We start from the raw sequence: 14,626 nt of genomic DNA, 5'->3' as shown, positions 1-14,626 counted from the left end.
TTATTAAACCTGCATACGTGAGATTTCCTCATAAGCTGTTAATACTTTGTTTCTAACCTGAATGAGTGTTTGAAGTGTCATATCAGCCTTTTCCATAGCCAGCACAACCTGATGAATACTCAGTTCTCCTTTTGAGAATGCCTCAATTGCATTTTGAGCCTCTTGTTCAACCTGAGAAGCCTCTTTTATAGCGTCTTTTAAAGCCTGCTCAAAGGACTCCTTCTGTGTTCCCTGAAGTTCTTTCAGGTCCTGTAAGCTTTTCCCCAAAAGTTCACTTATGTTTTTTATCTCTGTCATTTTTTAAAACCTCCTAAACTTTTAATAAATCCAGTGTTCTCATAAACATATCCTTATAAGAGTTTATCATCGTAAGATTTGCTTCATAAGCACGTGAGGCAGAGATAAGATTAATCATCTCTTCCATTGGATTTACATTCGGATATTTTACATATCCATTTTTATCTGCATCAGGATGTGATGGTTCATAGACAATTCTGAAAGGTCGCTGGTCTTCAACAATTCTCTGCACATCTACACCTTGAGAAATCTGGTCATACATATATGTTGTAAAAAGAACATCCTTTCTTCTGTAAGGACCGCCCTCTGGGGTTTTTGTTGAATTTATATTAGCAAGATTTGATGCAATTACATTAAGCCTTATTTTCTGTGCTTCAAGTCCTGTTGCTGATACTTTGAGAGGCAAAAATATGTCCTTCACTATCTACCTCCTTTTATTGCATCTTTTAACATACGAATTCTCGTTGAAAATAGTTGTGTTGCACCATTATACATAAGCATAGTTTCTGCAAGTTTTGTCATTTCCACTTCTATGTTAACAGTATTTCCGTCTCTGTTTGGCATTGTTGTCGGTGCTTCAATAACTTTATACTCTGCATTATGGCTTTCTGCTGCTTTTTTTAATTCTTCCTGAAAATTTATATCCTTTGCTTTGTAGTTAGGAGTGTCTGCATTTGCTATATTTGAAGCAAGAATTTTTTGCCTATAGGTACAAATATCCATTACTTTTTCAAGAATTTTTATTGATTTATCCATATTTTACCTCCACCTGTCATTCCGAATGAAGTGAGGAATCCCTCTTTTTAGAGAAGGAGACCCCTCAGACAATCCCGTCGGAATGACCGTTAGTAATTGAACAACCTCTAAAAAATAGATGCAATTTTTATGCCGTAAACTATACATCTTTAAGTCCATACTCATTTATTTTGTTTCTCAATGTTCTCACACTAATTCCAAGAATTTTTGCAGCCTTTGTGCGATTTCCCTCTGTTTTTTTTAAAGCATCTACAATCAATTCTCTTTCAGCATCTTTCAATTTGCCAGCTTTGACAGGTTTTTCTTCTTCAAATAGATTTATTTCATCTTCATGGAGTCTCAGTATTCCATCTTGACTTAAAACAGCAGACCTGTAAATAAAATTCTCAAGTTCTCTCACATTTCCCTGCCATGATTTTTTCAATAAAAATTTTTTCATATCCTCTGTAATTGTAAAATTTTTTGACATCTTATTAGAAAGTCTTTTAAGAAAAAACTCAGCAAGAGGAATTATATCATCACTTCTTTCTCTAAGTGGTGGAATTCTTATTGGAAAAACATTTATTCTATAAAAAAGGTCTTCTCTGAAATTGCCTTTTTTGACTTCCTCTGCAAGGTCTTTATTGGTTGTTGCAATTATTCTAACATCTATTGGAATAGGCTTTGTGCCTCCAACTCTATCAATTTCTTTTTCCTGAATTACTCTTAAAAGCTTTGCCTGAAGTCTGTAAGCCATCTCACTTATCTCATCAAGGAGAATTGTTCCTTTGTTGGCAAGCTCAAACTTACCAGGTTTTCTTTCAGTTGCTCCTGTGAATGCTCCTTTTTCATGTCCAAAAAGTTCGGCTTCAAGGAGTGTTTCTGTAATAGCTGCACAATTTATAGCAACAAAGGGCTGATTTGACCTTGGGCTATGTTTATGAATATATCTTGCAATAACTTCTTTACCAACACCGCTTTCTCCAGTAAGCAACACCGTAATATCTGTTCTTGCTATTTCTTTGACAATTTCAAGAATTCTTCGCATCTCCCTTGATTCTGCAACAATTTCATCCTGCTCTGGAATTAACCTTGAAACAAGAGATTTTAAAGTTTCCATTGAAAATGGTTTCATAATGTAATCAACAGCACCAAGTTTCATTGCTCTTACAGCATCCTCTACATTTCCATAGCCTGTTATGACAATTACAGGCGTAAAAATACCTCTCTTTCTTATTTCTTCAAGAAGTTGTAAGCCGTCCATTTTCGGCATTTTTACATCTGTAATAATAAGGGAAAAATCGCTGAAATTGATGTTAGAAAGCAATTGCGAAGGGTCCCTGTAATAATGGGCATCAAATCCAAGCCTTGACATACCCTCCTTAAGAGCAAAACCCATGTCTGGTTCATCATCTATTATCAATACAGATTTCATCTTACTGGTAGATAAATTGCAAATTCTGTGCCTTTGCTAATTTTACTTTTTACTTCAATTCTTCCACCATGAGCAGAAATTATACTATTTGTGATACTTAAACCAAGTCCTGTGCCTCTATCTTTTGTAGAGAAAAAAGGGTCAAAGATTTTTTCAACTATTTCACTGTCAATCCCTTGACCTGTGTCTTTGATTATAAGTTTTACAAACTCTCCATCCTTGTATGCATCAATAGTAATAGTTCCTCCATCAGGCATGGCTTGATAAGCATTAACAATAAGATTAATAAGTGCCTGTCTTATGAGGGAAGAATCAAGATATATCACGAATCTATCTTTTATTTTGTTACAGACTTCTATTCCTACTCTGCTGAATAATTCCTGAAACTCTTTTATTATTTCTTCAATTAGTTCATTAATACATACAGAGGTCTTCTTTGGATTTATCCCTCTTGTAAAACTGAGCATGTTTTCAAGAGTATTTCGCAACATTCTTACAGAACTTGAGATTCTTCTTGCATAATCTCCGTGAATGCTTTCTTTAAGGTCTTCTGATATCATATTCGCAAAAAGTTCAATACTTCCAAGAGGATTTCTTATCTCATGAGCTATTTTCATTACAAGAGAGCCCATTGCTGTAAGTCTCCGATTTCTTTCATTTTCTGCTTCAAGTTCTTTTATTCTTGTAATATCTTTACACAAAAAAACATATCCAATTTTGTCTCCTTCTGAATCAAGAACATCTGATTGAGAAACTATTGAATAAAATGGTTTTGTTGAGTTTGCTGGATAAATAAGATCATCTTTAATTTTTATGGGTAATTTTTTTTGACCTATAATATCTTCAGCCTTTACATTAAAAAGATTTTCACCTGCACGATTGATTAATTTAATGACACCATCTCTGTCAAAAAATACAACAGCTATATCAATACTGTCAATTATACTGCTTAGAAGCCTTTTTTTCTGGTCAACTTCTTCTGTAAGACGGCTGATTCTATCCTCAAGAACTCTATAATATTTAATTAAAGCTTCTGAGGCTGTATTAATCTTTAATATTGCTTCGCTTAATAGTTCTTCATGTTTCATAATTTCTCAAGAAGTGCTTTTGCTGCTTCAGCCAGTTCTCCTTTTGAATTGGCAACCTTTTCAAGATATGTTTTATCATTTGCAAGCTTTCCATACTGATAATATGCCCACATCAGAGAGTCATTGTCTTTTATTCCGATATCTATAGCTCTTTTATAATATTGAATAGCCTCTTTTGTTTTTTTTAAAAGATAAAAATAGTCAGCAGCTTTAAGTGTTGCTTCCGCATTTCCAGACTTTGATGCTTCAATCCAGTAATGAATAGCTTTTTTTCTGTCTCCATTAGAATACTCAAGATTGCCTATTGATGTTAAAATATCAGGGTCTTTGATTGATTTTGATATCTTTCTTAAATAAGAAAGTGCTGTTAGTTTATCTCCTTCTTTATCAAGAATTTGAGCATATAGAGCCTTTGCCATATCATTTTTATCTTTAAGAGGTTCCAAAAGTTTTTTAGCTTCATTGTATTTTCCCTCATTTATCAAAATTTTGGAATAGGGCAGCACCGCTTCAGCCTTTCTCGGACCTGTTTGTATTTTTCTCAATAGATTTTTAGCTTCATTGTATTTTCCATGAGAAATAAGAAATTGAGCTGACTGAAGCAGTAGTAATGAGTCTGAGGGTAAAAATGGATATATTTTAACAATATAAGCTGTTGCCTTTTCAGGATTTTCATGCATGACAGCTTTTATAAACTCTTCAATTTTTTTATTTTTAAGTTCTTTATCTCTCAATACAAAAAGCATTCTCAATGCTTCATCATAGCTCTTGCTGTTCATATAAATAGAGTAAAGCTTTAGTCTTACATCATCTGTAGGAATGTAAAAGTATATCTCTTTTCCAACTTTCAAAGCTTCACTGGTTTTATTTTGCGCAAGATACATTTCAAAAAGCATTTTTTTTGCCTTGATAGTATCAGACAGTTTTTTTGATCTTTCTATAAATTTTTTTAAGAGAGTTTCTGCATCTGCAAATTTATTAGCTCTGATTAAAATATCAGCTTTATCAATATCATACAGGGTTTTTCTTAGTTTTAAATTTTTATTAAACTCCTTTAAAGCCTCTTCAGCCTTACCTGTCATTGCAAGATACTTTATCCGTAACAAAGCAGTATCTGGTTCATTAAAATCTTTTTTGTCAAGCTTATGTAAAACTGCCTCTACTGATTTTAAATCACCTTTATGAAGTGCAAGCCAGCCATATCCAATCATTGCCTTTTTATCAAATGGCGATTCTACTTTTTTTAAGTAGTCTTCTGCTTCCCTGAATCTGCCAGCTTTTAAATAACTTAAGCCCATATAAAGATTAGCTTCATTGATGGCAGAAGAGTTTTTAAAATCTCTTAGAAGTCTTTTAAGAGGAATAGTTGCTTCATAGTAATTCCCAAGAAAATATTCTGCCTTAGCAAGTCCTAAAAGTGCTTTATCTGCAAGTTTCGGGTCTTCAGTGTATCTTTTAAAAAATTCTCTTGCATTAATATAATCTTCTATTTTTAAAAAATCCTCTCCTTTTTTAAGAGTGTCTTCTGCATAGGCAATGCTGAATATCAAAATTGAAGCAATAAGAATAAACTTGTTAATCCTCATTTTCATTGTCTTTAATATTAAGTCTTTTCATTTTTTCAATAAGCGTTGTTCTGTTTATATTTAAATACTTTGCTGCTCTGCTTTTAATCCATCCATGCAAATTCAATGCATGTAAAATTAGTTTTTTCTCATACTCCTTTAAAACCTCATTGAGGTCTATTCCTGAACTAAAAGGATTTAAATCATCTGGAATAAGCTCCTTTTGAAATGAATTTTCTCCAAATCTTATTCGTTCGGGAATGTCTTTAATATTAATATTACCACCTTCATTCAAAACATAAAGTCTTTCAATTAAGTTTTCAAGTTCTCTAACATTACCTGGCCATGTGTAGTTTAAAAATATTTGCATAACTTCAGGCTTAATCTGTAATGAATATCCAAATTTATGCGAAAATTTATTGATAAAATATTCACATAAAAGCGGGATGTCTTCCTTTCTTTCCCTTAATGGAGGGATTACCACAGGAACAACATTCAGCCTCCAGAAAAGGTCCTCTCTGAATCTTCCTTCTTTTACTTCATTTTCTAAATCTTTATTTGTTGCTGCAATAATTCTAACATTAACTTGAATAGGACGTGTTCCTCCTATTCTTTCAAATGTTTTTTCCTGAATGACCCTTAATATTTTTACCTGAAGATGAAGGGGCATATCACCTATCTCATCAAGAAAAATTGTGCCTTCATTTGCAAGCTCAAATCTGCCATAACGACAATTCTGTGCTCCTGTGAATGCTCCTTTTTCATGTCCAAAGAGTTCAGATTCAAGAAGTTCAGAAGGTATGGCAGCACAGTTTACAGGAATAAAAGGTTTTTCTGCTCTTGAACTTTTTTGATGAATCATTTTTGCCACAAGTTCTTTGCCTGTTCCGCTTTCACCCATTATTAAAGCAGTAGTATCAGTTTTTGAAAGTTTATCTATGAATGTCAGAATTCTCTGAATTTGAATAGATTGCCCGATAATCAAAATTTCATCCTTCATGTCATAAATATGACATATAGAGAATTAAAATTTCAATAAATATTTAAGGAAGAAATTCTTCTTGCAAGTTCAATCCATGGATATCTCTGAAGAATTCTCACAAGAGAGTTGAGCTTACCTGAGTTTATAAACTCAATTTTTTCATCCTCATCATAAATATTGTAAAAAGGAACAGTTTCATAAAGGGCTCTGGCAAGATAGTGCTCTGTAGGGTTTAAAACATCATGAGGTCTTGTATAAAAAGCATCTTCTCCTTCCGCACAAGGCTTACCGAATACATTAAATTGTCTACATGCAAGAGGCCTCATGGGATAGATTGAACATACATTATCAATTAAAAATGGGCAGGGTTCATCTTTTTTGTGCAATATAAGAGAACTTTTAATTTTTGTTCTGATAGGCTCCTTAGTTTTTTCAATAACATACCAGTAAATTCCCACAATCTCAATTGGATAAACAGGAATATCACGATGAGTTTTACAGCAACAACTACATCCGCGTCTGCAGGCAAGTTTTTTCCCTGACTTTTCATATTTTTCAATATCCTTTTTAACTCCTTCATCCATTATTGCATAAGCTTTTAAAAGCATTGGTAGCCAGCTATGACGTTTTTCATCTTCAGGGAAAGAAAGCCTGTAATTATTCTTTTTCAATTCTAATTTTTTTTGCTCCTTTTAGGCTTTTAAATATTGAAGGACTATCAATGAGTCTGCCAACAATATTTACTTCACTGGCAGGCACAGGATCCTGTCCTGTGCTTAAAGGTGTTTTCCCAAAAAATATTGCCAAAGCTTCACCGGGCGGCCAGTAGCCAATATCTCCTGCTTTTACTTTTCTTGTTGCTGTACTGTCAAGAGACATCTTTATCCCAATTGAAAAATAGAACTCATCACCCCATTCGTTTATTTCGCTTTCAATTGGCAAAACATCAGCAATTTTTCGGCTACATTCTGTGTCAAAAAGCTCTGCTTTTAATTCTTTTCCATCAATGATTATTTTTATCTGCTCAGGCATGCTTTACTTTTTTTTCTTTATATATCAAAATTGGTGAAGCCTTCTTGTTCACCACATCTTCATTTATAATGCATTCATTTATACCCCGTTCAGAAGGAATAAGATACATAACATCAAGCATTATATCTTCAAGTATGCTTCTCAATGCTCTTGCACCCGTTTTTCTTTCAATTGCTTTCTTTGCAATTGCTCTCAAAGCATCATCGGTAAAAGTAAGTTTTACCCCATCTATGCTAAATAATTTTTGATACTGTTTTACAAGGGCATTTTTAGGTTTTGTGAGTATTTCTATAAGCGCGTCTTCATCAAGCTGATTTAAAGTTGCTACAACAGGAAATCTTCCAACAAACTCTGGAATCATGCCATACTTTATTAAATCTTCTGGTTCAGCTTGAGAAAGCACATTTTCTTCATCTATTTTCTTTGTCTCAGATAAAAATCCAATAGTTCTTTTGCCGATTCTCTTTTTTATAATCTCCTCAAGTCCTACAAAAGCACCACCACAAATAAAAAGTATATTTGTTGTATCAAGCTGAATGTATTCCTGCTGAGGATGTTTTCTTCCACCTTGAGGAGGTATGTTTGCTAATGTGCCTTCTACTATTTTTAAAAGCGCCTGTTGTACCCCTTCACCAGAGACATCTCTGGTTATTGATGGGCTATCAGATTTTCTGCTTATTTTATCTATTTCATCAATATAGATTATTCCAATCTGCGCACGCTGTATATCAAAATTTGCATTCTGAAGAAGTTTAAGAAGAATATTTTCAACATCCTCTCCAACATAACCTGCTTCTGTTAGAGTTGTTGCATCAGCAATTGCAAATGGAACATCAAGAAATTTTGCAAGTGTTTGAGCTAAAAGAGTTTTACCAGTTCCTGTAGGTCCTATGAGCATTATATTACTTTTTTGAATTTCATCAGATGAAGTTCCTTTAAAAATTCTTTTGTAGTGGTTGTAAACAGCAACAGAAAGAATTTTTTTAGCTCTTTCCTGTCCTATAACATAATCATTTAAAAACTTATGAATCTCCTGTGGAGTTGGAAGGTCCTGTTTTATTCCTTCAAGATGCTCAAATCTTTCTTCTTCAAGAATTTCATTACAGAGAGAAACACATTCATCACAGATATAAACACCATTTCCTGCAATAAGTTTTTTTACTTCTTTCTGTGATTTTCCACAAAAAGAGCATCTTAATGTTTCTTCATTTTTCTTTGCCATGCTAACACCTTATTTTTTTATTGAACTAATAACTTCATCAACAATTCCGTAAAGTTTTGCTTCCTCAGCTGACATAAAAAAGTCTCTTTCTGTATCTTTTTGGATTTTTTCAATTGGTTGTCCTGTGTGTTTTGCAAGAATATTATTGAGCAAATCCTTCATCTTTAAAATTTCTTTTGCATGAATCTCTACATCAGTTGCCTGTCCATAAAATCCACCTATTGGCTGATGAATCATCACTCTTGAATGAGGAAGAGCAAATCTTTTGCCCTTTGTTCCTGCTGCAAGTAATACACATGCCATTGAAGATGCCTGACCGATGCAGTATGTGGCAATATCAGGCTTTACATACTGCATTGTGTCATATATTGCAAGTCCGCTTGATACCATTCCTCCGGGTGAGTTTATATAAATATGAATGTCTTTTTCAGGATCTTCTGTCTGAAGAAAAAGTAACTGAGCTATTACAACATTGGCAACATGGTCATTTATCTCTGTGCCAATAAAAATAATTCTGTCTTTAAGCAGTCTTGAATATATGTCATAGACTCTCTCTGTTCTTCCTGTCTGCTCTATTACTATTGGAACAATACTCATACTGCCTCCTCTTTTTTAATTCTGTTTGACTTCTGTAAAAGTATGTCAAAAACTTTTCTCTCAAAGACACTGTTTTGAAGTGCTTCTAAGGAACCATCTCTTGACATATAGTATTGAACAACTCCCTGTGGAGTTATGCTATATCTTCTTGCAATATTCATGATTTCCTGTTTAAGCTCTTCTTCAGAAACAGAAACTCCTTCTTTTTCACCTATAAGATCAATAAGAATGTATGCTTTAACATTTCTTTTTGCTCTTTCTGATATTTTATCCATGTGTTGTGTTATATCAAGACCTAAGGATTCATATTCCTCTGTTATTCTTTTCATCTCCATCTCTACAAGTCCTTCAGGAAGTTCAAAATCATAGGTTTCAAGAAGTTTTTTAAGTATATCAAATTTCTGCTTTTCCAAAGCCTGCTCTTTTTTAGCATTTTCAAGACTTTGTCTTATGTATTTTTTAAGACTGTCACTATCTTCAAAACCAAGCTCTTTATGTAGTTCCTCCAAAGGAATGTTCTGTCTTCTCTTTACTTCTTTTATCGTAATTTCAAAATTAACCTTTTTGCCAGCAAAATCAGCAATAGAGTCTTCCGGAAAATCTATTGTTACACTGAAAGTTTCATCTTTTTTCTTTCCTTCTATCGCCTTTGAAAAATCTTCTGGAAAAGGTCCTGCACCAAGTTTATATATATAATCCTTTGCTTCTTTACCAATATCTGTGGTATAGTCAATTACAACAAGGTCTTCAGACATGGCAGGCTCTTCTGTAGGTTCATAGGTACCTCTTTCCTTAGAGAGCCTCTGAAGCACTTCTTCAATCTCTTCCTCTTTTACTTCTGTTGATATCTCTTCTACTTCTATATTGTCGTAGTTAAGATTTTCAATATCTGGTCTTACCTCAACAACTAATTCAAAAGAAAGAGGCTCATTTCTCTTTATATCAATAGCATCCTCAGCCATAGGAGGAAGCAAAGGTTTTATTTTTGTCTCTTTTACTGCTTTTTGGTAAGATTCTGAAACAAGTTTTTCAAGAACATCAGCTTCAGCCTCTTTACCGAATTTTTTTTCAATAATTGAAATCGGAGCTTTGCCAGGTCTAAATCCTGGAATTTTTGCCTTTTTTTGAATTTCTTTTAAAGCTTTCTGAATTTCTCCTTCAACTATATCTGCTGGTATTTCAATTTTCAGTCTTTTTTTAGTTGCTGAGATTTCTTCAATTCCTTTTAACACTTTCCCTCCCTAAGCATGGTTTTAATTTAAGTTTAAAAGTCAAAGAGAATTTTTGTCAATTAACTGGCAGTAACAAATCCTTATAAATGGCTCTTACAAGGTTAAACAGTTTTATATATTCTTCCTGAGCATAGTCTCTATAAGTATTTATATTCGGGCTAAAAGAGTTGTTTTTGAAAATCAAGGTAACTTCTCCATAAATTCCATATTTGAGATAAATTCTGTGTGAGTAATCTTTCGTGGTTGCAAGGACAAGCTTTGCAAGCCCTATATAACCTGGATCAAGATTAATTGTGCGATTCCCGTCTTTAGAAAGATTCTGTTCAATCTCATTTGTTTTAATTTTTATCCGAGCAATATCACCTTCAGAAATCAAATTTTTAAAAAATATAAATCTTCTCCATATTGGACTACCAAGTTCTTTGGTATAATAATCTGAATAATTCCATGGTGTAGGAGAAGACTCTAAGAATATTTCTCCAAATTTTTCTTCTAAAATTTTTAAAGCTTTGTAGTATGCTTCTTTATCACTGAAAAGTGTCGCAATAAATAGTAAAACCTTTTTGGGCTTTCCAGGCTTACCCATTACATCAGTACTTGCCTTAAATGTGGAATTATATGCGGATTATCCCACTGCACAGGTCCTAAAATTTTGTGTCTTAAAATTCCCTTTTTATCTATAAGAAATGTTTCTGGAACCCCTTTTATTCCGTAGATTGTTGAAACAACTCCATCATCAATCAATACAGGAAAAGTATAACCTTCTTTTTTTACCATTTCAGTAACTGTGAGAGGATTGTCCTTATAAAGAACTGTAATAAATACTAAGTCATCTGGTGTTCCATTTTTGCTCAAATAAGACTGTATTGACTTTTTTTCTTCTCTACAATCATTACACCATGATGCCCAAAAATTGAGAATAACAATCTTCCCTTTTAAATCCTCAAGCTTCCATTTTTTCCCGTTAATATCTTTAAGCTCAAAATCTGGAGCAGGAAATCCGACCTTAGCATTTTCTTTAGTATATGAGCTATTCTTTTTTATGAGAATGCTCCCTGTAATAATCAAAGCAAGTAGAATAAATAAAATCAAAAATACATTTTTTTTCATCTTTCCTCTTAATTCACAGAAGTTGTTACTTCTTCCTGGACTTCTTTAAATTCTATATTATTGTTATTTAACTCAACTTTTATAAAGTCTGCACCCTTAAAATTGCCCTTAAGAATTTCCTCTGAAAGAGGATCTTCTATCTCTCTGGCAATAGCCCTTCTCATAGGTCTTGCACCATAAGCTGGCTGATAATATTTATTCAAAATCCAGTGTTTAACCTCATCTGAGACAGCAATTACAAATCCATATTCTGCGAGTTTTTTATTTGTTTCAGCAATTAAAAGGTCAATAATAGCAAGCAAATGGGATTCTTCAAGAGGATGAAATACAACAATATCATCAACTCTATTGAGAAATTCAGGATTAAATGTCTTTTTGAGTTCATCAAAAACATTGTCTTTAATCTTTGAATATACATCTACAGAATCAGATTTACGAAAGCCAAGAGGTGTTGATTTTTCAATCAATCTTGCTCCAATGTTTGATGTCATTATTATAATCGTGTTTCTGAAATCTACCTTCCTTCCAAAACTGTCTGTAAGTACACCTTCATCAAGTATCTGCAAAAGCAAATTAAACACATCTGGATGAGCTTTTTCAATTTCGTCAAATAGAACAACAGAATAAGGTCTTTTACGAATTTTTTCTGTAAGTTGACCACCTTCTTCATAACCAACATAACCAGGAGGTGCTCCAATGAGCTTGGATACATTAAATTTTTCCATATACTCTGACATATCAAACTTGATTAAAGCATTCTCATCATTAAACATGAATTCTGCAAGAACCTTTGCAAGTTCGGTCTTTCCAACTCCTGTAGGTCCAAGAAAGAAGAACGAACCTATTGGTCTATTTTTTGTCTTTAATCCTGCACGAGAACGTCTTATTGCTTTACAAACACTTTTTATTGCTTCATCCTGTCCAACAATCCTTTGATGCAAAATTTCTTCCATTTGAAGCAGTTTTTCAGACTCTGTTTGTTCAAGTTTATAAAGTGGAATTCCTGTCATCTTAGATACGGTATATGAGATGTCATCGGCTGTAACAAGAGGAACTTCTTTATACATTGAGTCTTTCCATTTTTTGTAATTTGTTTCATATATCCTTTTTAATTTGTCTTCTTCATATTTTGCCTTCTGTGCTGAAGACAAATCATGGAGTTTTATATATAAAGACTTTTCTTTTGAAATTTTAGCAAGCTCAAACTCAAGAGATTTCAACTCCTGAGGCATTATAGACCTTCTAAGCTTAATTCTTGAGGCAGTCTCATCTACTACATCTATTGCTTTATCAGGTAGATATCTATCTGTAATATATCTATCAGAAAGTTTAACAGCTGCTTCTACTGCCTCATCTGTAATTTTTACCTTGTGATGAGATTCATATTTTTCTCTAATTCCCCGTAATATTTCTATTGTTGTCTCAACTGTGGTTGGCTGAATATACACTGGTTGAAATCTTCTTTCAAGTGCTCCGTCCTTTTCTATATATTTTCTGTATTCTTGAGGAGTTGTGGCACCAATACATTGCATTTCTCCACGTGCCAAAGCTGGTTTTAACATATTTGACGCATCAACAGAACCTTCTGCAGCACCTGCTCCAATTATTGTATGAAGCTCATCTATAAATAGAATAATATTTTCAGATTGAGTTGCCTCTCTGATTACTGCCTTAAGTCTTTCTTCAAACTGTCCTCTGTATTTCGTACCTGCAATCAATGCCCCAAGATCAAGAGCAATAATTCTCTTGCCCAGTAAAATATCAGGAACATCTCCCTCAATAATTTTCTGAGCAAGCCCTTCTACAATTGCTGTTTTACCAACTCCGGGTTCGCCAATTATAACAGGATTATTCTTTATTCTTCTTCCAAGAATCTGAATAACCCTCTCTATTTCATCCTCTCTTCCAATCACAGGATCAAGCTTACCTTCAAGAGCAAGTAAGGTTAAATCTCTTCCAAATTCATCAAGCGCTGGCGTATTTGTTTTTCTCTTTTCTCTCTGAGGTGTGCCCTGAAAATGAGGTCTTATAGAAAAATTAATCGTTAACTGCCTTGCAGCAAGGAGATTAATCCCAAGAGTTCTTAAAACCTTACCAGCTATTCCTTCTTCTTCTTTAATTAAACCGAGAAAGAGATGTTCGCTTCCAATATAGGGATGCCCCAAAAGTCTCGCTTCTTCAATAGCATTTTCAAGAACTTTTTTTGCTCTTGGTGAAAAGGGTATCTCTCCATAGGTTAAAAGATTACCTTCATTTGTCACTCTTTTCTCAATTTCATATCTTACATTCTCAGGAGCGATACCAATTTTTCGCATTATAGCTACAGGGATTGATTCTTCTTCTCTTAAAATTGCAAGAAGTAAATGTTCTGTATCAAGAAACTCGCTATTTCTTTTTTCTGCTTCTTCTCTGGCATAGAGAATGATTTTGCGGCCTTTTTCTGTAAACTTCTCAAACATTTTAAAGCTCCTTTAAGTATTTTTGCTTCTAAATCAATATTAATTTGTTTGTTTGCTCTATGTCAATTCCTTTACTTTACTCTGAAAAATTCTTCGGTCATTGTGTAATAGAAAGAGATATTGGTTGAAATTTAACTTGTTTAAAATGAGGCAGTCTTTGTTTTATGTGAGATAAAATAAATATACAGCAGAAACAAACTGAATAAATTTATAAAGATTTTCTGAAAGCTCCTCAGGTGATGAGTCAAGAAATAATTCATCTTCTTTAATCTCTATCCCTAATTTTTTTGTAGCGAAAACAACTCTTTCTCTCTGTCCTCTTTCATGGGGACGAAAACTTCTTAATATAAATCCATCATCACTTAGAAAATAATCACCTGTATCTTTTTTCCTTAATATTATTTTTAACATTTTTGACTGTTTTGCAGCTATTGGAATATTTAAAACACAGGCACCTTCACCAGTTATCCTATATTGAATTGAAGAACTCAAAAATTTTATAAAACCATCAAAAATTTCTTCAGCCTCTTGAGGCTCTATAGGCTCAGTTGTAGTTAACAGGGTACCAAATAAAAATTCCTTTATAAAATTTTCTGCCTCTTCCTTTACCTGAATATCTTCAGGAGCTTCATTCCACATAATTCTGCATGACCTGAACATAGGACTGTAAATTATTTCTCCTGATGCTATCTTTTCATTTAATTGCATATCAAATGGCAAGGAAAATGTTGTTTTATCCTTTGTGACTTTTCTTTTATCACGATAAAATGTTATTCTTGTTTTTCCAACCTTTGGAAGAATAACAATTTTTGTAATTAAATTCATGAAATGAAATATAACATATTTAGCTAAGGTTGAGCTACAATAAATGT

The 14,626-nt window shown here is 33.3% G+C and carries 16 protein-coding genes; all 16 read right to left on the bottom strand.

Features of this window, described 5'->3' with window-relative positions; genetic code table 11:
• Positions 1 to 3 precede the first annotated feature (3 nt).
• Positions 4 to 297, bottom strand: coding sequence for a flagellar hook-basal body complex protein FliE (gene fliE, locus THEYE_RS01315; protein ID WP_012545881.1), 294 nt, complete (start codon positions 295 to 297; stop codon positions 4 to 6).
• Between the two features lie 13 nt (positions 298 to 310).
• Complete coding sequence (gene flgC / locus THEYE_RS01310) at positions 311 to 718, bottom strand: flagellar basal body rod protein FlgC (protein ID WP_012546004.1); 408 nt, start codon at positions 716 to 718, stop codon at positions 311 to 313.
• Positions 718 to 1,053, bottom strand: a complete 336-nt coding sequence (gene flgB / locus THEYE_RS01305; protein WP_012546345.1) for a flagellar basal body rod protein FlgB — start codon at positions 1,051 to 1,053, stop codon at positions 718 to 720. Before flgB ends, flgC begins: the two co-directional genes overlap by 1 nt.
• Before the next feature lie 139 nt (positions 1,054 to 1,192).
• Positions 1,193 to 2,455: a sigma-54-dependent transcriptional regulator gene (locus tag THEYE_RS01300; RefSeq protein WP_200855671.1), complete on the bottom strand. Its 1,263-nt coding sequence runs from the start codon at positions 2,453 to 2,455 to the stop codon at positions 1,193 to 1,195.
• Positions 2,456 to 2,463: 8 nt separating this feature from the next.
• A complete protein-coding gene (locus THEYE_RS01295; protein ID WP_012545659.1) occupies positions 2,464 to 3,555 on the bottom strand; it encodes a two-component system sensor histidine kinase NtrB in 1,092 nt (363 codons plus the stop codon).
• Positions 3,552 to 5,141: a tetratricopeptide repeat protein gene (locus THEYE_RS01290; RefSeq protein ID WP_164924798.1), complete on the bottom strand. Its 1,590-nt coding sequence runs from the start codon at positions 5,139 to 5,141 to the stop codon at positions 3,552 to 3,554. The genes THEYE_RS01295 and THEYE_RS01290 overlap by 4 nt, the downstream gene beginning before the upstream one ends.
• A complete protein-coding gene (locus THEYE_RS01285) occupies positions 5,131 to 6,120 on the bottom strand; it encodes a sigma-54 interaction domain-containing protein (RefSeq protein WP_164924797.1) in 990 nt (329 codons plus the stop codon). The genes THEYE_RS01290 and THEYE_RS01285 overlap by 11 nt, the downstream gene beginning before the upstream one ends.
• 32 nt (positions 6,121 to 6,152) lie before the next feature.
• Positions 6,153 to 6,773 carry a YkgJ family cysteine cluster protein gene (locus THEYE_RS01280; RefSeq protein WP_200855670.1) on the bottom strand — a complete coding sequence of 207 codons (621 nt, stop codon included), beginning with the start codon at positions 6,771 to 6,773 and terminating at the stop codon, positions 6,153 to 6,155.
• On the bottom strand, positions 6,760 to 7,134 hold the full coding sequence (locus tag THEYE_RS01275; protein ID WP_012545617.1) for a cyclophilin-like fold protein: 375 nt from the start codon (positions 7,132 to 7,134) through the stop codon (positions 6,760 to 6,762). The genes THEYE_RS01280 and THEYE_RS01275 overlap by 14 nt, the downstream gene beginning before the upstream one ends.
• Positions 7,127 to 8,356: an ATP-dependent Clp protease ATP-binding subunit ClpX gene (gene clpX, locus THEYE_RS01270; RefSeq protein ID WP_012546526.1), complete on the bottom strand. Its 1,230-nt coding sequence runs from the start codon at positions 8,354 to 8,356 to the stop codon at positions 7,127 to 7,129. Before clpX ends, THEYE_RS01275 begins: the two co-directional genes overlap by 8 nt.
• A 9-nt stretch (positions 8,357 to 8,365) precedes the next feature.
• Entirely contained in the window at positions 8,366 to 8,953 is a 588-nt protein-coding gene (gene clpP / locus THEYE_RS01265) for an ATP-dependent Clp endopeptidase proteolytic subunit ClpP (RefSeq protein ID WP_012545892.1), read from the bottom strand.
• Positions 8,950 to 10,185, bottom strand: a complete 1,236-nt coding sequence (tig, locus tag THEYE_RS01260) for a trigger factor (RefSeq protein ID WP_012545152.1) — start codon at positions 10,183 to 10,185, stop codon at positions 8,950 to 8,952. The genes clpP and tig overlap by 4 nt, the downstream gene beginning before the upstream one ends.
• Positions 10,186 to 10,240: 55 nt before the next feature.
• The gene (locus THEYE_RS01255; protein ID WP_012544933.1) at positions 10,241 to 10,771 is read right to left on the bottom strand and encodes a DUF4416 family protein; all 531 of its coding nucleotides are present in this window, start codon (positions 10,769 to 10,771) and stop codon (positions 10,241 to 10,243) included.
• Positions 10,771 to 11,295, bottom strand: a complete 525-nt coding sequence (locus THEYE_RS01250) for a TlpA family protein disulfide reductase (protein ID WP_012546342.1) — start codon at positions 11,293 to 11,295, stop codon at positions 10,771 to 10,773. The genes THEYE_RS01255 and THEYE_RS01250 overlap by 1 nt, the downstream gene beginning before the upstream one ends.
• 8 nt (positions 11,296 to 11,303) lie before the next feature.
• Positions 11,304 to 13,754: an ATP-dependent Clp protease ATP-binding subunit gene (locus THEYE_RS01245; RefSeq protein ID WP_012545172.1), complete on the bottom strand. Its 2,451-nt coding sequence runs from the start codon at positions 13,752 to 13,754 to the stop codon at positions 11,304 to 11,306.
• Between the two features lie 162 nt (positions 13,755 to 13,916).
• Positions 13,917 to 14,579, bottom strand: a complete 663-nt coding sequence (locus THEYE_RS01240; protein ID WP_012546545.1) for a DUF1828 domain-containing protein — start codon at positions 14,577 to 14,579, stop codon at positions 13,917 to 13,919.
• Between the last annotated feature and the right edge of the window lie 47 nt (positions 14,580 to 14,626).

Origin of the sequence: Thermodesulfovibrio yellowstonii DSM 11347 (assembly GCF_000020985.1) — a bacterium.
Taxonomy (GTDB): domain Bacteria; phylum Nitrospirota; class Thermodesulfovibrionia; order Thermodesulfovibrionales; family Thermodesulfovibrionaceae; genus Thermodesulfovibrio; species Thermodesulfovibrio yellowstonii.
The sequence above is the reverse complement of the archived record's forward strand: the minus strand, read 5'-3'. Positions and strand labels throughout refer to the sequence as shown.